20 protein-coding genes and 1 riboswitch are annotated in these 19,636 nt (G+C 71.4%); of the genes, 11 read left to right on the forward strand and 9 right to left on the reverse strand.

The features are described 5' to 3' along the window. Positions 1-15: 15 nt before the first annotated feature. A complete protein-coding gene (gene manD / locus AB0J90_RS07660; RefSeq protein ID WP_363593254.1) occupies positions 16-1,227 on the reverse strand; it encodes a D-mannonate dehydratase ManD in 1,212 nt (403 codons plus the stop codon). 204 nt (positions 1,228-1,431) lie between these two features. On the opposite strand from manD, the gene AB0J90_RS07665 reads away from it, so the two are divergent. Beyond that, positions 1,432-2,118 carry a hypothetical protein gene (locus AB0J90_RS07665; RefSeq protein WP_363593257.1) on the forward strand — a complete coding sequence of 229 codons (687 nt, stop codon included), beginning with the start codon at positions 1,432-1,434 and terminating at the stop codon, positions 2,116-2,118. Positions 2,119-2,181: 63 nt separating this feature from the next. On the opposite strand, the gene AB0J90_RS07670 is transcribed toward AB0J90_RS07665, so the two are convergent. The 3 genes from AB0J90_RS07670 to AB0J90_RS07680 form a co-directional block, all read right to left on the reverse strand. Next, positions 2,182-2,706, reverse strand: a complete 525-nt coding sequence (locus AB0J90_RS07670; protein ID WP_363593259.1) for a MarR family winged helix-turn-helix transcriptional regulator — start codon at positions 2,704-2,706, stop codon at positions 2,182-2,184. A gap of 143 nt (positions 2,707-2,849) precedes the next feature. Continuing rightward, positions 2,850-3,860 carry a hypothetical protein gene (locus AB0J90_RS07675; protein WP_363593261.1) on the reverse strand — a complete coding sequence of 337 codons (1,011 nt, stop codon included), beginning with the start codon at positions 3,858-3,860 and terminating at the stop codon, positions 2,850-2,852. A 3-nt stretch (positions 3,861-3,863) separates the two neighbouring features. Beyond that, positions 3,864-3,994, reverse strand: a riboswitch (cyclic di-AMP (ydaO/yuaA leader). A 189-nt stretch (positions 3,995-4,183) separates the two neighbouring features. Continuing rightward, on the reverse strand, positions 4,184-5,056 hold the full coding sequence (locus AB0J90_RS07680; RefSeq protein WP_363593263.1) for a copper resistance protein CopC: 873 nt from the start codon (positions 5,054-5,056) through the stop codon (positions 4,184-4,186). An 88-nt stretch (positions 5,057-5,144) separates the two neighbouring features. Here AB0J90_RS07680 and AB0J90_RS07685 point away from each other — a divergent pair, with 88 nt between their 5' ends. The 5 genes from AB0J90_RS07685 (at position 5,145) to AB0J90_RS07705 (ending at position 10,680) form a co-directional block, all read left to right on the forward strand. Continuing rightward, entirely contained in the window at positions 5,145-5,519 is a 375-nt protein-coding gene (locus AB0J90_RS07685) for a hypothetical protein (protein ID WP_363593265.1), read from the forward strand. Further along, positions 5,516-6,850, forward strand: coding sequence for a hypothetical protein (locus AB0J90_RS07690; protein ID WP_363593267.1), 1,335 nt, complete (start codon positions 5,516-5,518; stop codon positions 6,848-6,850). Before AB0J90_RS07685 ends, AB0J90_RS07690 begins: the two co-directional genes overlap by 4 nt. Before the next feature lie 163 nt (positions 6,851-7,013). After that, positions 7,014-7,928, forward strand: coding sequence for a cation diffusion facilitator family transporter (locus AB0J90_RS07695; protein WP_363593269.1), 915 nt, complete (start codon positions 7,014-7,016; stop codon positions 7,926-7,928). Between the two features lie 77 nt (positions 7,929-8,005). Further along, positions 8,006-8,638, forward strand: coding sequence for a copper resistance CopC family protein (locus AB0J90_RS07700; RefSeq protein WP_363593271.1), 633 nt, complete (start codon positions 8,006-8,008; stop codon positions 8,636-8,638). Further along, complete coding sequence (locus AB0J90_RS07705; protein WP_363593273.1) at positions 8,635-10,680, forward strand: cytochrome c oxidase assembly protein; 2,046 nt, start codon at positions 8,635-8,637, stop codon at positions 10,678-10,680. The genes AB0J90_RS07700 and AB0J90_RS07705 overlap by 4 nt, the downstream gene beginning before the upstream one ends. Positions 10,681-10,799: 119 nt before the next feature. On the opposite strand, the gene AB0J90_RS07710 is transcribed toward AB0J90_RS07705, so the two are convergent. From AB0J90_RS07710 to AB0J90_RS07725, 4 genes are all read right to left on the reverse strand, one after another. Beyond that, positions 10,800-11,729, reverse strand: a complete 930-nt coding sequence (locus tag AB0J90_RS07710) for a DUF1775 domain-containing protein (RefSeq protein WP_363593275.1) — start codon at positions 11,727-11,729, stop codon at positions 10,800-10,802. Between the two features lie 67 nt (positions 11,730-11,796). Then, positions 11,797-12,471 carry a response regulator transcription factor gene (locus AB0J90_RS07715; RefSeq protein WP_363593277.1) on the reverse strand — a complete coding sequence of 225 codons (675 nt, stop codon included), beginning with the start codon at positions 12,469-12,471 and terminating at the stop codon, positions 11,797-11,799. Beyond that, the gene (locus AB0J90_RS07720; RefSeq protein ID WP_363593279.1) at positions 12,459-13,832 is read right to left on the reverse strand and encodes a sensor domain-containing protein; all 1,374 of its coding nucleotides are present in this window, start codon (positions 13,830-13,832) and stop codon (positions 12,459-12,461) included. The genes AB0J90_RS07715 and AB0J90_RS07720 overlap by 13 nt, the downstream gene beginning before the upstream one ends. A 117-nt stretch (positions 13,833-13,949) precedes the next feature. Next, complete coding sequence (locus tag AB0J90_RS07725; RefSeq protein WP_363593281.1) at positions 13,950-15,149, reverse strand: glycosyltransferase; 1,200 nt, start codon at positions 15,147-15,149, stop codon at positions 13,950-13,952. 188 nt (positions 15,150-15,337) lie between these two features. On the opposite strand from AB0J90_RS07725, the gene AB0J90_RS07730 reads away from it, so the two are divergent. Continuing rightward, entirely contained in the window at positions 15,338-15,970 is a 633-nt protein-coding gene (locus AB0J90_RS07730; RefSeq protein ID WP_363593283.1) for a TetR family transcriptional regulator C-terminal domain-containing protein, read from the forward strand. Then, a complete protein-coding gene (locus AB0J90_RS07735; protein WP_363593285.1) occupies positions 15,967-16,692 on the forward strand; it encodes a GAP family protein in 726 nt (241 codons plus the stop codon). Before AB0J90_RS07730 ends, AB0J90_RS07735 begins: the two co-directional genes overlap by 4 nt. A gap of 11 nt (positions 16,693-16,703) precedes the next feature. On the opposite strand, the gene AB0J90_RS07740 is transcribed toward AB0J90_RS07735, so the two are convergent. After that, positions 16,704-17,336: an NAD(P)-binding domain-containing protein gene (locus AB0J90_RS07740; protein WP_363593287.1), complete on the reverse strand. Its 633-nt coding sequence runs from the start codon at positions 17,334-17,336 to the stop codon at positions 16,704-16,706. 121 nt (positions 17,337-17,457) lie between these two features. On the opposite strand from AB0J90_RS07740, the gene AB0J90_RS07745 reads away from it, so the two are divergent. From AB0J90_RS07745 to AB0J90_RS07755, 3 genes are all read left to right on the forward strand, one after another. Further along, positions 17,458-17,871 carry a helix-turn-helix domain-containing protein gene (locus AB0J90_RS07745; protein ID WP_363593289.1) on the forward strand — a complete coding sequence of 138 codons (414 nt, stop codon included), beginning with the start codon at positions 17,458-17,460 and terminating at the stop codon, positions 17,869-17,871. Positions 17,872-17,959: 88 nt separating this feature from the next. Beyond that, positions 17,960-18,373: a YciI family protein gene (locus AB0J90_RS07750; protein ID WP_363593670.1), complete on the forward strand. Its 414-nt coding sequence runs from the start codon at positions 17,960-17,962 to the stop codon at positions 18,371-18,373. Positions 18,374-18,381: 8 nt separating this feature from the next. After that, on the forward strand, positions 18,382-19,626 hold the full coding sequence (locus AB0J90_RS07755) for a DUF6596 domain-containing protein (RefSeq protein ID WP_363593291.1): 1,245 nt from the start codon (positions 18,382-18,384) through the stop codon (positions 19,624-19,626). Positions 19,627-19,636: the final 10 nt, after the last annotated feature.

The raw sequence follows: 19,636 nt of genomic DNA on the forward strand, positions 1-19,636 counted from the left end.
CGGCCCGGCGGCGGCTCACCAGTCGTGCATCGAGCCGTCGGTGAGCCGGTTCACCGGCAGGTACCTGGGCGTGTACGGGTATCGCGCGGCGGCCTCCTCGTCGAACCGGACGCCGATGCCCGGCTCGTCGCCCAGGTGCAGCATCCCGTCGGCGAACCGGTAGCCGACGTGGAACACCTCACCGGCCGGGTCGAGGTGGTCCATGTACTCCTGGATGCCGAAGTTGGGGATGGTCAGGTCGAGGTGCAAGGCGGCGGCGATGCCGATCGGGGAGATGTCGCCGGCCCCGTGTGACCCGGACTTCACGCCGTAGGTGTCGGCGAAGTCGAAGACCCGCTTGGTGTGGGTGATCCCGCCGGTGTGCGGCACCGAGGTACGGATGTAGTCGATCAGCCGCTCGGAGATCAGGTCCTTGCAGTCCCAGATGGTGTTGAAGATCTCCCCGACCGCCAGCGGGGTGACCGTGTGCTGCCGGATCAGCCGGAACGCCGACTGGTCCTCGGCCGGGGTGCTGTCCTCGATCCAGAACATCCGGTACGGCTCCAGCGACTTCCCGAGCCGGGCCGCCTCGATCGGGGTGAGTCGGTGGTGCACGTCGTGCAGCAGGTGGAAGCCGTAGCCGAGCTGTTCACGGGTGGCGGCGACGAGCTTCGGTACGAAGTCGAGGTAGGCGGCGGTGTCCCAGACGTCCTCGGCCGGCCGGTCGTGCGCGGCCGGTTCGTAGGTCAGCCCGCCGCCGACCCGGATGCCGTACGTCGAGGTCAGTCCGGGGATCGCGGACTGGACCCGGACCGCCCGGTAGCCGGCGGCCAGGAAGCGGGCGACGTCGGCCACGGCCTCGTCGATCCCGGCGCCGCTGGCGTGGCCGTAGACGGTGACGCCGTCCCGGGCCGCCCCGCCGAGGAGCTGGTAGACCGGCAGACCGGCGGCCTTGCCCTTGATGTCCCAGAGGGCCACGTCGACGGCACCGATGGCGGTCATCGTGACCGGACCCCGCCGCCAGTAGGCGCCCCGGTACAGGTACTGCCAGGTGTCGGAGATCCGGGCCGCGTCCCGTCCGATCAGCAGCGGGACGAGGTGGTCCCGCAGGTACGACGCGACGGAGAGCTCACGGCCGTTGAGGGTGGCATCGCCGTACCCGACCAGGCCGTCGTCCGTGGTGATCTTCAGGGTGACGTAGTTGCGGCCGGGGCAGGTGACGAACACTTCGGCGGCGACGATCTTCATGGGGTGCCTTCCGAGGGACGGGTCGGGCGCGGGGGTGGTGGTGGCCCCCAAGGCAGCGTAGGGCTTCCGGTTTGGTCGATGTCCGGTTCTGGGTAGCAGAAGCGGTGGGCGGATCCCGTGGCGCCGTGATCGGCGTCGCATGCCCGATCCAGCGCCGCGATCGGCGCGACGGGTAACCGCCCCGGACGAACTGGAGGAGGACGAATGCGTACTTCGGCGATAGCGGCGGTGGCGACCCTGGCCGGACTGGGCCTGGCCGTGAGCGGCTGCACCGAAGGGGGAGCCGTCGGCCTGGCCACACCGAGCCCGTCCGGCGCGACGAGCACCGCGGCGCCGTCCGGCAGCGCGACCGCCGCGGCGGCGACCGGTGGTCCGGTGGCGTCCTGCGTGACCGGCGACTGGCGTACCGCCTCGGCTGCCGGGCAGACCGGCGGGGCGTTGGCCAGCGCCAGCATCAGCGGCGGCGACGGGGTGCTGGTCAAGATCGGCCCGACCGGCTCGACCACGGTCGACTTCGGCTCGATGAAGCCGGTGACCTTCAAGGCGCAACTCGGCGACGCGAGGATCGCCGGCACGTTCAGCTACGCCGGCAAGGCCAGCGGCACGGTCAGCACCGGCACCGGTGGCGGCACCACCGGCGACTGGGCGCCGGTGCCGCCGTTGCAGTGGGGCGACACCCGGGTCACCGTGGCGCTGACCGAGCCGACGCCGGCCACGCTGTTCGAGAACGTCAAGATCTCGGAGTACGTCGGTGACGGCGCCAGCCGCAGCGGCGACGTGGTCGACATCCAGCCGCTGCTGGGTGAGGGTCGTTACCAGTGCGGGGGCAACACGTTGACCCTGACCCCGAAGGATGCCAGCGGCCTCACCTGGGTGCTCAACCGCGCCTGACCGGGCGGTTCACCGCCACACGTGCTCGCAGTTGTCGGGGCCGGCCTCAGCTCGGGGCCGGCCTCACCCGTCGCAGGGCAGGCGCTCCGCGTCGTCCGGGTCGGCCTCGGTGTCGCAGGGGTCGGTTTCCTGGTCGAACGCGGCCCGGATCAGGTCGGAAAGCTGCCCGAGCGTGTCGAACTGCTCCGGGGTGAGTACGTCGACCACCAGGCGCCGTACGTGCGAGACGTGTTTCGGGGCCGCCCTGGTGATCTCTTCCAGGCCGCTCTCGGTGATCTGGATGAACGCGCCCCGCGGGTCGGTGACGCAGGGCTCCCGTTCGACGAGGCCGCGTCGGGCCATCCGCCCCAGGTGGTGGGTGAGTCGGGTCTTCTCCCACTGGAGATGGGCCCGGAGTTGGAAGATCCGCAGCCGTCCCCCGGGTGCCTCGCTGAGGTGCACCAGCACGGCGTAGTCGCTCTCGGAGAGACCGGTGTCGGCGAGCAGTTGGCGGTTCAGCTTGCTCTGTAGCTCCATTTGCATGGTGATGAAGGAACGCCAGGCACGCTGCTCCCGCTCACTGAGCCACCGTTCCCCGTTCGCCGCCACCTGCCCATGGTACCCGCCAGGATGACACGTCACCCCAGCTCAAACCGGCCCCGCGTACCGCGGTGCTGCGTCGATCCAGGGCAAATGGGTGCTTGTTGATCTCTGCCACTCCCATTTGCCCCAGATCCACGAGAGGGTACGGGTCAGAGCATGGACATGTGTACGTGGTCAGTGTGGTCACTCTCACCGCTGTACGACTTCCAGCCGGTGGCCGGGAACCAGATCTGCTTGTACCAGATCACGTAGAGGATGCCGAGCTGCTCCGCGTTGCGGACCAGGAAAGCGGTGAGGTTGTTGCCGTAGAGCCGCTGGTCCTGCGTACGCGCGGGGGCGAATCCGCTGTTCAACAGGGACCAGTCGCAGGCGCGACCCTTCGGGTGCTCGAACGGGCCACCGTTGCGGTGACAGCCGACGAAGCGGTTGAAGCCGGCCTTCTTCACCTCGTTGTACGCGTGCAGCGTGCGCGGGGTGATGCAGCCGCTGGTGGTCGGGTCGTCCTTGCTGCACGACTCCTTCGGCCAACCACCACTGGCCGTACGTGGAGCGGCCTTGGCCACCGGTGAGCTGGCGTTGACGAAGCCGTTGGTGAGCTTCTTGCCGCCGACCAGGGCGAGCGAGCGTTCCGCGTCCTGCTTCTGCCGTGCCATCACGGCCTGCTGCTTCTCCTGCTCCTTGACCTCGGCGTCGGCCAGGGCCTTGGCGCGTTCGACCAGCTCCTGGGCGATGTTGAGCTCGTGCAGCTTCTGGTCGTTGACCGCGTTCATCTCGTCGAGCGCGACCGCCCGCTCCAGGAACGAGTCCGGGGACGCGCTGTTGAGCAGCGCCGACACCGCGCCGAGCTTGCCGGTGCGGTAGGAGCGCGCGGCGATCTCGCTGACCTGGGGGGTCAGCGCCTCGATCTGGGCCTCGGCCTTCGCCAGCTCGGTGGCGAGTACGGCCTGACGCTTCTTCGAGGCGTCGAGCGCGGCCTTGGCGTCGGCGAAACGCCGGCCGGTCGCTTCCAGGACCTCGCTCAGCAACTGGTTGTCGGACTCGGCCGCCGGGGCCGGCGTCGATGGTGCGGCCTGGACCGGGGTCGAGTACGGCGCCACCATGAGCAGGGTGGTGACCAGGGCCAGGGCAGGCGTGAACCATCGGCGGAGGGGTGCCGTCATGCAGGATCCTTCCGTTGGTCGCCGACCGGGTTAGCTGACGGGTTCGGGATGGAAGTGATCCCTACCGCTGTCGCGGATTCACCCCACGTACTCGGTTCCCCGATTCGTCCAGGACGATTAGGCGACGGTCCCGCCGGCACCGGTTGGCGCCGATTGGCGTTGACCGCGAAGAATCTTACCGTGTGACGCGTCCCGATGGGCATGCCCGTCGGGTGCGAAAAGCGTTATGGTGCAACAACTTTCGGTTATTATCCCCCGTTCCGACCACCATGGATACACGCTGTAATGGTGGTGGTGCCGATTGTCGAATCAGCGATAGGAGATCAGCGGTTGCCGCGTTTGCGCGACGACTGCGCTTTTCCGGCCGACTGGTTGCCAGCCGCGGCTTTCCGGGCCGCCGCCGCACGTCTGGCCGCCGCCGTGGTGGCGGGCCGCCCGCGGTTCGCCGGACCGGTGTTGATCCGCGCCGTACGTCGGGGTCGGATCGCCAGCGCGACGATGACGATCACACCGACCAGCAGCAGCACCGGCAGCAACCAGACCATCGGGCTGCCGTCGTCGGAGGCGCGACTGGCATTGTCCGGCACCGGCGACGCGGGTGCGGCGGTGTTGCCGGTACCGGCACCGGGGTTGGTCGAGGACGGCCGTTCCGGGTTCTCGGCGAGGGCCAGCAGTGCCGGGTCGGCGGCGTTCGTCGGCGCGGTCCAGCCCCTCGGTGCCGGGGTCGGCGCACCGGAGTAGGAGAACTTCACCGTGCCGCGTACGGGCTCGCGGTCCGAGGCCACCGACAGATAGCTGGCGGTGTACTCGCCCTTCTCCGGCCAGTGCGAAACCTTGACGAACGCCGAGTATCCGGTGTGGTAGAGCTTCGGCTCCCACTTGCCGTTGACCAGGTTCAGCTCGGTGACCGGGCGGTCGAGTCGCTTGTCCGCGCCGGGCTGCCAACCGGCGTCGACGCGTACGCCGCTCGGCGCGGTCACGGTGAAGTACGCGTTCGCCGCCGGAGTCTCGGTGAAGTACAGCTCCAACGTCTGCATCGGTTGGGACAGCGTCGCGCCGGCAACCGGGTTGGAGACGGCGAGCTGGCCGTGCGCGGACGCGGGCGACCCGACCACGGCGAGCGCGATCGTGGCGCCGAGAACAACGGCGAACAGGCGGCATGCCGCGCGGACAGTAACCAGCCGGGTCGATCGCATCGGCCCATCATGGTGGCTTCCGCTGTGCCCGGCAAGACGCTACAGTCGCTTCCCAATGTCACGGGACCGGCTGATCGGGGAGATGTTGATGATGCCCTCTGTCGGTCGTCGCCGTGCACTGGCCGTACTGACCGGTGTTGTCCTGCTGGCCGTCGCGGGTACCGGATGCGGGTCGACCGACGAACCGGTGGACGCCAGCGCGCCCGTCGAGGTGGCCATCACCATCACCGAGGGCCGGGCCGAGCCGCAGCCGGGCCGGGTGGACGCGAAGAAGGGCCAGTCCGTCCGGATCACCGTGACCAGCGACGTTCCGGACCGGGTGCACGTGCACGGGTACGACGTCGGCGCGGAACTGCCCGCCGGTCAGCCGGCCACGGTCGAGTTCGTGGCGGACATGGACGGCCTGTTCGAGGTCGAGACGCACGAGTCGAGCGTGCTGCTGTTCCAACTGTTAGTCCGATGAGGACGGTCCCGGAGCTGCTCGCCCACGGGGTCGGCGGGCGGCAGGACCTGCCCATCCCGTTCGCGTACGCGGTGACCGGTGCTGCGCTCGCCCTGGTCATCTCGTTCGTGGTGCTGGGTGCGTTCTGGCGGGAGCCGCGGCTGGGTGACGCCGAGGCGGGTCGGCCGGTGCCGGCGCGGGTCGCCCGGCTGCTCGACTCGGCCGGTTGGCAGTGGGCGCTGCGATGCCTGGGACTGGTGTTCGCGGGCTACTTCGCGATCGGCCTGTTCTTCGGCCCGGACGTCGACCGCAACCCCACCGCCGGGCTGTTCTACGTGCTGTTCTGGGTCGGGCTGGTGCCCGCCTCGCTACTCTTCGGGCCGGTCTGGCGGGCGCTGAATCCCCTGCGTACGGCCTATCTGCTGGGTGCCGCGCTGATCCGTCGGGATCCGCGTCGGGGACTGCGGGCATTGCCGGCGCGACTGGGCTACTGGCCGGCGGCGTTCGGCCTGCTGGCGTTCGTCTGGCTCGAACTCGTCGCGCCGGAGCGGGCCACCGTGCCGGTCATCCGCACCTGGCTGGTGGCGTACGCGCTGCTGATGCTGGTTGGCGCGGCCGTGTTCGGGGTCGGTTTCTTCGACCGGGGCGACGCCTTCGAGGTGTACAGCGACCTGGTGGGCCGGCTCGCGGTGGTCGGCCGTCGCGACGACGGGGTGCTGGTCTGGCGCAACCCGCTGGAGGGGATGAGCGGCCTGGCGCCGGCTCCGGGACTCACCGCGGTGGTGGTCGTCCTGCTCGGCTCCACCCTGTTCGACAGCCTCTCCAACGCCCCGGCGTGGTTCCGGTTCGTGCAGAACACGCAACTGCCGGCGGTGTTCACCAACACCGTCGGGATGCTGGTGCTGATCGGCCTGGTGCTGGCCGCGTACGGCCTCACCTGCCTGCTCGCGGCGAAGCTGGCACCGGGGGTGCGGCCGGTCGACGTGGCGGCCGAGATCGCGCACTGCATCGTGCCGATCGCGGTCGGGTACGTGCTCGCGCACTACTACTCGCTGCTGGTCCTGGAGGGGCAGCGGACGATCGCGCTGCTCTCCGACCCGCTCGCCACCGGGGACGCGAACTGGCTGGGTACGGCGGACTGGTCGGTCAGCGCGGCCCTGGTCACCCCGACCGGGGTGGCCATGTTGCAGGTGACGCTGATCGTGCTCGGCCACCTGCTCGGTACGGTGCTCAGCCACGACCGGGCGTTGGTGCTGTTCCCCGGCCGGTCCGCGGTCACCGCGCAGGTGCCGTTGCTGGTGCTGATGGTCGGCTACACGGTCGCCGGCCTGCTGCTGCTCTTCGCCGGCTGACCCGGCACCGTCCCTGCCTGTCGTTCTTCCGGGGTCGCTTTCGCGGCCTCTCGACCTCCCCGCGTCCATCGAAGGTGGGAATGAGTCCCAGTTCTGACTTGCACACATAGCGATGTACGCATACTTTGTGGGAGTCGGCGCGGCGCGGAGAGAGGGCGACCCCATGGGTGCAGGCCACGACCACGGCGGGCACATGCTCAGGGCAGGCGAGAAGCACCGCCGCCCGCTCTGGGCCGCCCTCGCCGTACTGACCGTGTTCATGCTGGTCGAAGCCGTGGCTGCCTGGCTCACCGGGTCGCTGGCCCTGCTCTCCGACGCCGGACACATGTTCACCGACGTGCTCGGCATCGGCATGGCGCTGGCCGCGATCACCGCCGCCAGCCGCGCCCGACTCGACACCCAACGCACGTTCGGCCTCTACCGGCTGGAGGTGCTCGCCGCCCTCGGCAACGCCGTACTGCTCTTCGGAGTCGCGATCGCGGTGCTGGTCGAGGCCGTACGCCGGTTCGGTGACCCGCCCGAGGTCGCCGCCGGCCCGATGCTCGTCGTCGCCTTCGGCGGCCTGCTGGCGAACATCGTCGCCTTCCTGCTGCTGCGCTCCGGCGCCAAGGAGAGCCTGAACGTGCGCGGCGCCTACCTCGAAGTGCTCGGCGACCTGCTCGGCTCGGTCGGGGTCATCGTCGCCGCGCTGGTCATCACGTTCACCGGCTGGCTCTACGCCGACCTGGTGGTCGCGGTCGCGGTCGGTCTGTTCATCCTGCCGCGCACCTGGCAACTCGCCCGTGCCGCGATCCGGGTGCTGGTCCAGGCCGCCCCGGCGCACGTCGACGTGACCGAGGTACGCACCAGCCTGGCCGGCGTCGACGGGGTCTGCGACGTACACGACCTGCACGTTTGGACGCTCACCTCCGGCATGGACGTCGTCTCCGCCCACCTCAGCCTCGACCCCGGAGCCGAGGTCGGCCAGGTGCTCACCGCGGCAAGGGGACGGCTGCACGAGAGCTTCGGCATCGACCATGCCACCCTTCAGGTCGAGCCGCTAACCTCGGCCCGGTTGTGCCAGGACAGCCACTGGTGATTCGGCGGGAACCATCCGGTCGCCCGGCACGACTACCCGTGGGGGCCGTTTGCCATCGCCGTTGGGAGTTGAGCTGGATGCGGGTGTTCCGCCCACTTGCCGTTATCGCCGTCGCCTGTGCCACCGTGCTGGCGGCCATGCCCGCACCCGCCTGGGCGCACAACGAGCTGCGCGCCAGCAACCCGGCCAAGGGCGCCCAACTCGCCAGCGCGCCGGCCCAGGTGGTGCTCGACTTCGCCGAACGCCTCAACCCCAAGTTCACCACGGTCGCGGTGACCGACAAGGCCGGTGCGGTGGTCGGCGCCGGGCAGCCGGAAGTCAGCGGCCCGCGCGCGGTGCAGCGGCTCCGGCAGCCGCTCGACGCGGGGGACTACACCGTGGCGTACCGGGTGGTGTCGGTCGACGGGCACCCGGTCAGCGGCAAGCTCACCTTCACCGTGACCGCGCCCCCGCCCGCCAGCGCACCGGCGACCCCCTCTGCGGCGAGCCAACCCTCGACCGGGCCCGACCCGACCGGCGCACCCGTCGGCGCGACGGCGTCCCCGTCGGACGAGTTGCCGGGCGACCTGCCGGGTGACCTCGCCGGAGACGAGACCAGCACCGAAGGCGGGCGCAGCCTCGTACCCGGTCTGCTGCTCGCCGGTGTCGCCGTGCTGGTGATCGGCACCGGATTTCTGCTCGTCCGGCGCCGCCGGACCAGCCAGCCGTGACCGGCCCGGACCAGCGGGCCGTGGGCACACCGGACCAGGTGGTCGGTGTCGCCGATCGGCCCACCGCCGCGGGCCGCGCCTACCCCGGTGGGTGGCCGGTCGCCGCCGCCGGGCTGCTGGTCGCCGTCGGGGTGCTGGCCGCACTGCTGTGGTACGGCGGCGCCACCCGCCGGGAAATCCTGCCCGGCCTGGCCGACGCCGGCCCGATCACCCCGTGGGCGTTGCCCCTCGCCCGGCTCGGCATGCAGGTCGGTGCGGTCGTCACCGTCGGCCTCCTGCTCGCGGCGGTGCTGCTCTCGGCCCGTGCCGCCGGTGATGGCCTCTCCGCCACCGGCTACCGACGGGTACGGGCGGCGGCCTGGTCGGCGCTCGGCTGGTGCGTAGCCAGTGTCGCCGCGCTCTGCCTCACCCTCGCCGACGTACTCGGCCTGCCGATCGGCGAGGCGGTGTCGGTCACCTCGGTCGTCAACTTCGCCACCACCGTCCAACTGGGTCAGGCACTGGCCCTCTCCAGCTGGCTGGCCGGGGCGATCTTCCTGATCTGCCGGGCCGCGCTGACGCCACGAACAGCCGGTGTCGCGCTCCTGCTCGGCGTACTCGCGATGGTGCCGCCGGTTTTCACCGGACACGCCGCCGCGGCCAGCAACCACAAGCTCGCGGTCTCCGGGCTGCTGCTGCACGTCGTACCGGTGGCGCTCTGGGCGGGTGGGCTGCTGGCCCTGGCGCTGACCGGCCGCGCCAGGACCGACCAACTCGCCATCGCCGTACGCCGGTTCTCCCCGCTCGCCGCCGGCTGCCTGCTCCTGGTCGCCGCCTCCGGCCTGGTTTCGGCGTACGTGCGGCTGCCCGGCCTCGGCGCACTCCTCGACACCCGGTACGGCCAGCTCGTCCTGCTCAAGACCCTGCTGCTCGGTACGCTCGCCGCCGCCGGCTGGTGGCAGCGGCGCTCCGCCCTGCCTGGTCTGCTCGACGGCGACCGGAGCCGGTTCGTCCGGATCGCCACGGTGGAGGTGCTGATCTTCGCCGCCGCGATGGGCACGGCGGTCGCGCTGTCCCGGACCCCGCCGCCGGTGCCGGGCGGACCCGAGGAGAGCATCGCGCAGGCGCTGCTCGGCTACCCGCTGCCGGCGGCACCCGACGCCGGTCGGATTCTCGGTGACTGGCTGCCCGAACCGATCCTCGTCGCCGTCGCCCTCGCCGCCGCCGGCTACTACCTCGGTGCGGTGGCCCGGCTGCGCCGTACCGGCGAGCGGTGGCCGGTGTGGCGTACGGCCACGTTCCTGCTCGGCTGTGCCGTGATCGTGTTCGCCACCTCCAGCGGCCTGGCCCGGTACGCGCCGCTGCTGTTCAGCGTGTACCTGCTCCAGCAACTGCTGCTGACCACGATCGCGCCGATCCTGCTCGTGCTCGCCGCCCCGCTCACCCTGGCCCGACGAGTGCTGCCGGCATCCGTCACTCCCGGGTGGCCGGGTCCACGGGAGTGGCTGCGGGGAGCCGGGGCGTCCCGCGCCGGGCTGCTGCTGACCCGGCCGGTGGTGGCGGCGGTCCTGCTCGCGGGCACGGGTTTCCCGCTCTACTACACCGGGCTCTACGACCAGACCCTGCGTTCACACGCCGCGCACCTGGTCACGGTCGGCTGGTTCCTGGCCGCGGGTTGGCTCTTCTTCTGGGTCGTGCTCGGTACCGACCCGGTGCCACGGCGTACCGGCTACCCGGAGCGGCTGCTGGCCGTAGCGCTGCTGGTGGTGTCGCAGGTTGCGTTCGGGCTGGTCCTCGCGGGCTCGGACACCCTGCTCGCCGCCGACTGGTCCACCGCGCTGGCCCGCCTCTGGGGCGACCCACCCCTGGTCGACCAGCAGGCCGCCGGCCGCCTGCTCTGGTCGCTCGGCAGTCTCCCTCTCCTCGCCGTCCTGGTCGTCCTCGCCGTCCGCTGGTCTCGCGACCGGCAGTCGTCCACCCCGACCCCACCCGCCCCCGCGTCGACACCACCAGCGCCGGCCACCGGGCCACCCACCCCCGCAGCAAACCCGCACTCCCACTGACCGCCGGACCCGCACTTTCACGGAAATAGTCGCTATCCCGCGCTGAATAACCACTCTTTCCGTGAAAGTGCGTTGATTTGCGGGCGGGCGGGTGGGGCGGGTGATGGGGGCAGGGGTGGTCAGGAGCGGAGGCGCCAGCGGGTGGGGGTGTCCGGGGCCGGCGAGGACCCTGCCGCTGCATCGGCGGGTTCGGGTTCGGGCTCGGTTGTTGACCGCTCGGACGTTGTCGCGGCGGAGGCGGTGGGATCGGCGACACCGGACGGGGCCGGGATCGGGGCGGTGGGCTCCGGATCCGGTGCTGGCTCGGGCTGGCGGCGGCGGGCGATGGCGGCACCGGCGAGCGCGGCGGTGATGACCAGGACGATCAGCAGCCCGACCCGCAACACGTCCGAGAATCCGTCGGTGGCGACGTCGTCGCTGGCGGTGGTCTCGGTGCCGTCCTCGTCACCGGGGGCGGCACCGGCCGCCGCGGGCGGGGGAGCGGCCGGGGCGAGCAGGGCGACCACGGGTGCCGGGCCGCTGCCGGCAGCGGCGGCCGAGCCGGGCGGGGTGCTCCACCGCACCTGGGTGCCGTCCGAATAGGTCTGGGTCACGTCGAAGACGAGCTGTTCGGTCTCGGGCATCGGGCCCAGCGACACCACCAGCTCGGCGACGCCCGGCGCGGCCGGCGGTGCCGTACGGGTCCAGATGATCGCCGAGGTCACTTCGGTCACCTTGCCGTGGTGGATGCCACCGAGCGGCTGGGTGACCGGGCGGGTGGTGGTCGTCGGTCCCCAGTCCGGCACCGACATCGGGTACACCTCGGCGACCGGCGCCGACTCGGGCAGCCGCAACTCGACCCGGGTGGTGTACGCACCGGCACGCTCGTCCGGCACCCGGAAGGTGAGCTTGGCGGCGTCACCCCGGTACGCCTGGGCCGGCGTCACGGTCACGTCCGCCCGCGCCGGTACGGCGAACGCCGTCCCACCGCCGAGCGCGCCGATCACCAGGGCGCCCAGCAGTGCGGCGCGTACCGCCGGGTTCTTTCCGGCCCGTACCGATCCTGTCATCAGCGACCTCCTTCGACCCGTACCCGTGCCCCCCATCCTGGTAGTTCGCAGGCGAGGCCGGAAAGGTTCAATCCGCCGGTAAATCGGCGTCGCTGCCCAGGTACGCGAGCACCGCCAGCACCCGACGGTTGGTGTCCTCGGTCGGCGGCAGGTCGAGCTTGGTGAGGATGTTGCCGACGTGCTTGCCGACCGCCGCCTCGGAGACGACCAGTGTCCTCGCGATCGACGCGTTCGACCGCCCCTCGGCGATCAGGCCCAACACCTCCCGTTCGCGTACGGAGAGCCGGGCGAGCGGGTCGCGGCGGCGGCGCAGCAGTTGGCGTACCACCTCGGGGTCGACCACGGTGCCGCCGTCCACGATCCGGCGCAGCATGCCGACGAACTCGGCCACGTCGACCACCCGGTCCTTGAGCAGGTAGCCGACCCGTCGGCCATCGCCGGAGTCGAGCAACTCGGCGGCGTAGCCGAGCCGGACGTACTGGCTGAGCACGACCACGGCCAGGTCGGGACGGGTTCGGCGCAGCCGTACCGCCGCCCGGAGGCCCTCGTCGGTGAAGCCGGGCGGCATCCGTACGTCGGTCACCACCAGGTCCGGTGTGTGCTCGGCGACGGCCGCGACCAGCGTCTCGGCGTCACCCACGGCCGCGACCACGTCGAAGCCGAAGCGGTGCAGGAGCCCGACCAGCCCCTCCCGGAGCAGTACCCCGTCCTCGGCGAGGACCACCCTGGTCACCGGGGGCACGGCAACTCCACCCGGAGCAGGGTCGGCCCGCCGGCCGGGCTGGAGAGCAGCATCCGCCCGCCGACCACGGCCACCCGGTCGGCCAGCCCGGTCAGCCCGGTGCCCCGGTACGGGTCGGCGCCGCCCATACCGTCGTCGGTGACCTGTACGGTCACCCGCCCGGCCCGCCGCTCCAGACTCACCGACACACCGGTGGCGGAGCTGTGCCTGGCCGCGTTGGTGAGCGCCTCGGCGACCACGAAGTAGACCGCCGCCTCCAGGTGGCCGGGCAGCCGTCCGGAAAGTTCACTGTGGACGGTCACCGGGATCGGGCAGCGGTCGGCGAGTTCGCCGAGCGCGGCCGGCAGCCCCTGCTCGGTGAGTATCTGCGGATGGATCCCATGGATGATCTCCCGTAGCTCGACCATCGCCTGTTTCGCCTGCTCGTGCGCGGTGGCCAGGGTGCCGGCGGCGGCTGAGTCGGCGGGCAGGTCGAGCCGGGCCAGGCCGAGTTGCAGGGTGAGGCTGACCAGTCGTTGCTGGGCACCGTCGTGCAGGTCGCGCTCGATCCGGCGACGTTCGGACTCGAACGCGTCCACCAGCCGGGCCCGCGAGCGGGACACCTCGACCAGCTCCGCCCGCAGTCGTTCGCCCCCGCCGCCGTCGTGCAGCAGCATCCGGGCGACCGCGCCGTGCGCGCCGGCCAGCACCGCCAGCAGGTACGGCACCGCGGGCAGCAGGAGCAGGCCGGCGAGGGCGTACCGCAGGGCGGCTTCGACCGAGTCGACCGTGTCGAAACCGAGCGACACCGGGCCGACATCCTGTCCGACCAGGAACGGGCTGGCCACGAAGGTCACGATCAGCAGCGGTACGGCGAGCACCGCGCCGTACAGCGCCGGGACGGCGGTGACCAGCAGGAACGTGTAGCCCAGTGCCCGCCAGGTGGTCGCCTCGGCGTACCGGCCCCGGAGCCAGGGCCACAGGCCGGGTGCGGTCGGGGGGTGGTGGACGACCACCGGAGGGCCGGTGTCGACCAATCGCAGCCGACGCCGTTCCAGCGCCGCCACCGGCAGTGCGACCAGCGGTCCGAACGCCGCGACCAGCACCGCTCCGAACAGTACGGTCGACAGCAGGGTGCCCAGTGGCTGGAAGTCTCCGGTGGTGATCCGCCGGAGCGCGATCAGCCAGGGGAAGCCCAGCACCAGCGCCGGCAACGCCACCGCCGCCACCACCGGCGCCGTGCTGAGCAGATAGGCCAGTGACCGCCAGGGCCAGCCGCCGATCAGGAATCGCCGACGGGTCACCGATTCCAGCGGGGTACGCGAGGTGTCGTCGAGTACGGATTGCTGTTCGACGACCGCGGTTTCTTTGTCAGGAAGCACGGAATCGACGCTAACGGCCTGCCATCGGTGGATACATCCGTCTGGGGCTAGACCTCGGGTATGGCCAGCCCTACCCCGAACGGGCGATCGGTTTTGCTTCCCGCCTTTCGGCGGTATTCATCCGGCGGCGAGCACCGGTTGTCTTTCCACTGCCAGCCGTTCCATTAGCGGCACCGCGTGTTCGGGTCCGGGTAGGGCGGCGATCTCGTCCCGGAGCCGTACGGCGGCTTGGCGGTAGCCGTCGTCGGTGAGCACGGTGCTGACCGCCGCGGCGGCGGCTTCCGGGGTGACGCTGAACGCGTCGAGCACCCGGCCGACTCCGAGTTCCGCGCAGCGGGCCGCGTTGGCCGGCTGGTCGGCGCCCATCGGCGCCAGCACCATCGGCAGTCCGTGTTCCAGCGCCCCGATCACGCTGCCCGAGCCCGCATGCGATACCACCAGGTCGGACCGGGGCAGGACCAGTGCCTGCGGCACGAACCGCTCGATGCGTACGTGTTCGGGTTGCCGGCCGAATTCCGCCGGATCGATCTGCTGTCCCACCGTGACGAGCAGGTTGACGTCAAGTTTCCCAAGCCCGGCGATGAGCCGGGGAAAGAGGTCGCCGGACTCGATCGGGAACTCGGTGCCGAGGGTCAGGTAGACCCCGGGCCGATCATCCGTACGCCCGACCCAGGGTGCGGTTGCCGGTACGACCGGCGGCGTCGGCGTGACCGGGCGGATCGAGTGCGCCGTGGCGGGCAACGGGAAGGCCGGATCGCGGTAGCTCGGCGGGGCGGGGGAGAAGACCAGGTAACGGCTGAGCATGGCGAGTTCGGGATCGGGCGGCAGGTCGTACGCGGCGCGCAGCCCGTTCAGCGGTTCGGCGACGAGATCGGGCCGGATCAGCGAACCGGCGGCGAGCACCAGCACACTCGCGTACGGCAGGCCGAGGCGTTCGGCGGCGACCATGCTGCCGAAGTCCGCCTCGTCGCAGACCACCAGGTCGGGTTGCCAGGTGGGGCAGATATCGAGCATCCGGGCAGCCCGCTGCCGGGCGGCCCGACCAGCGAAGATGTCGTGTATCTCGCGGTCGATCTGCGCGTAGTCGATCGGCCGCAACGGAATGCGCTCGGGGGGCGCGGTGGGCGTAGCGCGCGGTGCGCCGGCCGGGGCTGCCTCGCTGACGACGGCCGTGAAACCGGCGGCTTCGACGGTCGCGGCCATGCCCGGGGTGCAGGCGAAGGCGACCTGGTGACCGGCGGCCTCGGCGGCGCGGGCGATCGGCACGAGCGGGATGAAGTGGCCACTGCCACCGGCGAAGCTGAAGAGGAAACGCACCCACCGACCTTTCCCTATCGGGTCGGCGGGTTCAACCTGATTCGCCGCCTTGACAGGGACGTCCGGTCACCGACGGAGCGGACCACCCTGGTACGGATTGCCGCCCTGCTCGCCGACTGAGGGTCACTGTCGGATTTTATTCCGCACGCTTGTGTTGAAACGCTGGTCGATGGGTGTTACAAAGGGTCGTGCCGAAGGTCGTCGACCATGATCAGCGTCGGGAGGAACTCGCCCGGGCGGTCTGGGCCGTGGTCGCCCGGGCCGGCGTCGAGGCTGCGACCGTACGCGCGGTGGCCGCCGAGGCCGGTTGGTCGATGGGGGCCCTTCGCTACTACTTCGCCACCCAGGACGGGCTGCTGCGGTTCGCCCTGGAGGTGATGCTCCGCCGTACGCCCGAACGGCTCAGGGCCCAGCTCGCGACCGGCCAGCCCGGCCTCGACCGGGCGCAACGGATCATCGAGGAACTGTTGCCACTCGACCAGGAACGACTCGCCGAAGGGCTGGTCTGGCTGGCGTTCCTGACCAGGGCCAGGGTCGACCGCAGCTTCGACGACCTGCGCGAGGTGGGCTGGCGCGGCGAACGGTACGTCTGCCGGCTCGCCGTGGCCGAGATCGCCGGCTGCCCGTGGCCGGCCGACCTCACCGCGCCGTTGCCCGGCGAGGTGCTCGAAGCCGAGTCGGCGGACCTGCACACCTTCGTCGACGGGCTCACCCTGCAGGGCGCCACCTTTCCCGAGGAACTGCCGCCGGAGCAGGTACGCCACCTGTTGCGCCGACGGCTCGAAATGCTGGAAACCGCCGTACGAGAGGATGGTCGATGAACGCCGGGTTGATCGGATCCCTGGTCCTGCTAGCTCTGATCGACAGCACGAGCTTCGGAACACTGCTGATCCCGATCTGGATGATGCTGGCCCCCGGCCGCCTGCACGCGTCCCGGCTACTGGTCTTCCTGGGCACGGTCGCCGTCTTCTACCTCGTGCTCGGTGTGGCGCTGACCGCCGGTGCCGCGGCGCTGCTGGACGACATCCGGCCCCTGCTCGACACCACACCGTTCCAGGTGGTGCAGCTTCTCCTCGGCATCGTCCTGCTCGTGCTCGCCTTCCGCACCGGCCGGAAGAAGGAAGGGGCCGAGCCGGGGCGGCTGATGCGGTGGCGCGAGCGGGCGATGACCGGTGAAGGATCGTCGAAGGCACTGATCGCACTGGCCCTGACCGCGGTCACCCTGGAAGCGGCGACGATGCTGCCGTACCTGGCCGCGATCGGGCTGCTGAGCGCGGCCGAGCTGGCACTGCCGCTGACCGCTGCCGTACTCGCCGGGTACTGCCTGGTGATGATCCTGCCGGCACTGGTGCTGCTGGGTGCCCGGATCGTCGCGGCGAATGCGGTGCAGCCGCTGCTCGTCTGGGTCAACGGATGGATGACGCGCAGCGCCGCCGAGACCACCGGCTGGATCCTCGGCATCGCCGGTTTCCTGCTCGCCTCGAACGCGGCCCGCGAACTGGGCCTCTTCGACGCGATCGACACCCTCTCCGGGGCGAAGTAGGGGGCCGCGGCTCAGTGGGCTATCGCCAGCCCGAACGGAACCGGTCCTAGGGCGCCGACCAGTGGGCGTACGACGAGCGGGAAGGTCTCGGTCCACCGGGCCGTGACCAGGCCACCCAGGTCGACCACCCACTCGGGCCGCCAACCCAGATCGGCCAGGAACCGCCCGGCGGCCCGCCTGGCCTCGGCCCGGTCACCGGACACGAACGCGGTGGGCGGGGTGGGCAGGCTGCCCGGGTCGGCCATCAGCGACACGTGCATGGTGTTCAGCGCCTTGACGACGAAGGTCGCCGGCAGGGCCGCCTGGATCTGCTCGGCCAGACTGCTGCCGGGATGGAGCAATTCGGTGGCGAAGCCGTCGTCGCCGATCCGTACCCCGTTGGCGACGTCGACCAGGATCCGGCCGGCGAGCGAACCGCGCAGGTCCGCCAGGGCCCGCACCGACACCGCGCCGGGCAGGGCGTTGACCACGATCTCGGCCCGGGCGGCGGCGTCGGCCGGTGACGCGACGGCGACGCCGTCGCCGCCCCAGGTCGAGCCTCCCGGCGTACGGGAACCGAGCACGACCGCGTGGCCTCGGGCGGCGAGCGGGCCGGCGAGCGCGCGGGCCACGTTGCCGGATCCGAGAATGGCGATGCGGGTCATCTGTGCCTCCGAGTGCGGGTGGACGCGGGGGAGTGGGAGCCGGCGCCGACGTTACGGTTGACCTTCAGCCGCAGGTAGTAGGCACTTTCGGGTGCCCAGGGCACTTTCGGGAGGACGTGTGGTGACACGCGGCGCCGCGCAACGGCGGGTGGCGGCACGGGAGGCGCACCTGGACGCGATGGCCGGGTGTCCGGGGCACCGGGTGCTGGACCGGCTCGGTGACAAGTGGGTCAGCCTGGTGCTGAAGGAACTCGGACCGGGCCCCCGACGGCATGCCGACCTGGCCCGCTCGGTTGCCGGCGCGAGCCAGAAGATGCTGACCCAGACCCTGCGCGGGCTGGAACGTGACGGGCTGGTCACCCGTACGGTCACCGCCGGGGTGCCGCCCCGGGTCGACTACCGGCTGACCGCGCTCGGCGCGGGACTCCTGCAAGCGATGCTGGTCGTGGTCGACTGGGCCGAGCGCCACGTCCCGGAGATCGACGCCGCCCGCGCCCGCTACGACGGGAAAATCGTCGGTCCGGCGGCGGGTTGACCTGTCCGGACCGGGCCGGCGGCTCCGACGTCTCGCTTGAACGGCACCGAGGAGGTGTCGGCGGAGAAGGAGGAAGCTCGTGAAGTACATGATCTTGTTGTCCGGTTCGCAGCAGGACTACGACGCGCTGGCCGGCAAGCCCGGCGACGGCCCGGCCTGGTCGGCGGCGGACGTGGCGGCGATGCACGAGTTCATGGCGGCGTGGAACAACGAACTGGTCGAGTCCGGCGAGTTCGTCGACGCCCAGGGACTGAGCGCCCCGGTCCACGCCCGGCGGATCCAGCTGCGCGACGGCGTACCGGTGGTCACCGACGGGCCGTACGCCGAAACCCAGGAGGTCCTGGCCGGCTACACCATCGTCGAGTGCAAGAGCTTCGACCGGGCGACCGAGATCGCCGCGCGCCTGGCGAACACCCCCCACCCGGACCAGGGTGGGTCCGGTCAGGAGTGGTACGTCGACGTACGGCCGATCGTGGCAGGCATCGAGGAACTGGACCTCTGATCGCCGACGTGTCGAACACCGAGGTCGAGAACCTGCTGCGCGTGCTGGCGCCGCAGGTCCTCGGCGCGGTCGTACGCCGCTACGGGCACTTCGACACCGCCGAGGACGCGACCCAGGAGGCGCTGATCGCGGCCACGACGCAGTGGCCGGAGGAGGGCGTCCCGGACAACCCGCGCGGCTGGCTGATCACGGTCGCCTCGCGCCGGCTGACCGACCTGCTCCGCAGCGAACAGGCCCGGTTGCGCCGGGAGGACACCGTCGCCCGGTGGGCCCTACCGGAGCAGTGGCTTGCGCCCGCCGCCGACCAACCGGCGGCGGACTCCGACGACACGCTCGTCCTGCTGTTCATGTGCTGCCATCCCGCGCTGACCCCGGCCGGGCAGATCGCGCTGACCCTGCGCGCGGTCGGCGGTCTGAGCACCGGGGAGGTGGCGCGGGCCTTCCTCGTGCCGGAGGCGACCATGGCCCGGCGGATCAGCCGGGCCAAGCAGCGGATCAGGGACAGCGGCATCCCGTTCGGCCTGCCCCCGGCCACCGAACGCGCCGGACGGCTCGGCGCGGTGCTGCACGTGCTCTACCTGATCTTCAACGAGGGGTACGCCAGCACCGCCGGGCCCAATCTGCACCGCGCCGAGCTGTCGACCGAGGCGATCCGGCTGACCAGACTGGTGCACCGACTGCTGCCCGACGACGGCGAGGTGGCCGGACTGCTCGCGTTGATGCTGCTCACCGACGCCCGGCGGTTGGCGCGTACGGGGCCGGACGGCGCGCTGGTGCCGATGGCGGAGCAGGACCGCAGCCGGTGGAACGGGGGGCAGGTCAACGAGGGGGTCGGCCTGCTCACCGAGGCGCTGCCGCGCGGGGAGACCGGCCCGTACCAGCTCCAGGCGGCGATAGCCGCGATCCACGACGAGGCACCGACCGCCGAGGCGACCGACTGGCCTCAGATAGTCGCCCTGTACGAGCTGCTCCTGCGCCTGTCCGACAGCCCGGTGGTGGCCCTGAACCACGCCGTCGCGGTGGCGATGGCCCGGGGCGCAGACGCGGGGCTGGACCTGCTCGGCAAGCTCGAAACCGACCAGCGGATCGCCGGAGACCACCGCCTGCACGCCGTCCGCGCCCACCTGCTGGAGATGTCCGGCGACCACCCCGCAGCCCGCGCAGCGTACGAGAAGGCGGCCAGCCTGGCGACCAGCCTGCCGCAACAGCGCTACCTCAACACCCGCGCGGCCCGCCTCGCCGAGGACCGGTAGTTCAGGTAAC

It is taken from the genome of Micromonospora sp. NPDC049523 (assembly GCF_040676775.1).
Taxonomy (GTDB): domain Bacteria; phylum Actinomycetota; class Actinomycetes; order Mycobacteriales; family Micromonosporaceae; genus Micromonospora_G.

What these genes read in the sequence shown, in the direction of transcription:
- manD (WP_363593254.1), bottom strand. Translation starts at nt 1,227, where the DNA reads ATGAAGATCGTCGCCGCCGAAGTGTTCGTCACCTGCCCCGGCCGCAAC.
- AB0J90_RS07740 (WP_363593287.1), bottom strand. Translation starts at nt 17,336, where the DNA reads ATGACCCGCATCGCCATTCTCGGATCCGGCAACGTGGCCCGCGCGCTC.
- AB0J90_RS07675 (WP_363593261.1), bottom strand. Translation starts at nt 3,860, where the DNA reads ATGACGGCACCCCTCCGCCGATGGTTCACGCCTGCCCTGGCCCTGGTC.
- AB0J90_RS07690 (WP_363593267.1), top strand. Translation starts at nt 5,516, where the DNA reads ATGAGGACGGTCCCGGAGCTGCTCGCCCACGGGGTCGGCGGGCGGCAG.
- AB0J90_RS07665 (WP_363593257.1), top strand. Translation starts at nt 1,432, where the DNA reads ATGCGTACTTCGGCGATAGCGGCGGTGGCGACCCTGGCCGGACTGGGC.
- AB0J90_RS07700 (WP_363593271.1), top strand. Translation starts at nt 8,006, where the DNA reads ATGCGGGTGTTCCGCCCACTTGCCGTTATCGCCGTCGCCTGTGCCACC.
- AB0J90_RS07710 (WP_363593275.1), bottom strand. Translation starts at nt 11,729, where the DNA reads ATGACAGGATCGGTACGGGCCGGAAAGAACCCGGCGGTACGCGCCGCA.
- AB0J90_RS07735 (WP_363593285.1), top strand. Translation starts at nt 15,967, where the DNA reads ATGAACGCCGGGTTGATCGGATCCCTGGTCCTGCTAGCTCTGATCGAC.
- AB0J90_RS07680 (WP_363593263.1), bottom strand. Translation starts at nt 5,056, where the DNA reads ATGCGATCGACCCGGCTGGTTACTGTCCGCGCGGCATGCCGCCTGTTC.
- AB0J90_RS07685 (WP_363593265.1), top strand. Translation starts at nt 5,145, where the DNA reads ATGATGCCCTCTGTCGGTCGTCGCCGTGCACTGGCCGTACTGACCGGT.
- AB0J90_RS07695 (WP_363593269.1), top strand. Translation starts at nt 7,014, where the DNA reads ATGGGTGCAGGCCACGACCACGGCGGGCACATGCTCAGGGCAGGCGAG.
- AB0J90_RS07750 (WP_363593670.1), top strand. Translation starts at nt 17,960, where the DNA reads ATGATCTTGTTGTCCGGTTCGCAGCAGGACTACGACGCGCTGGCCGGC.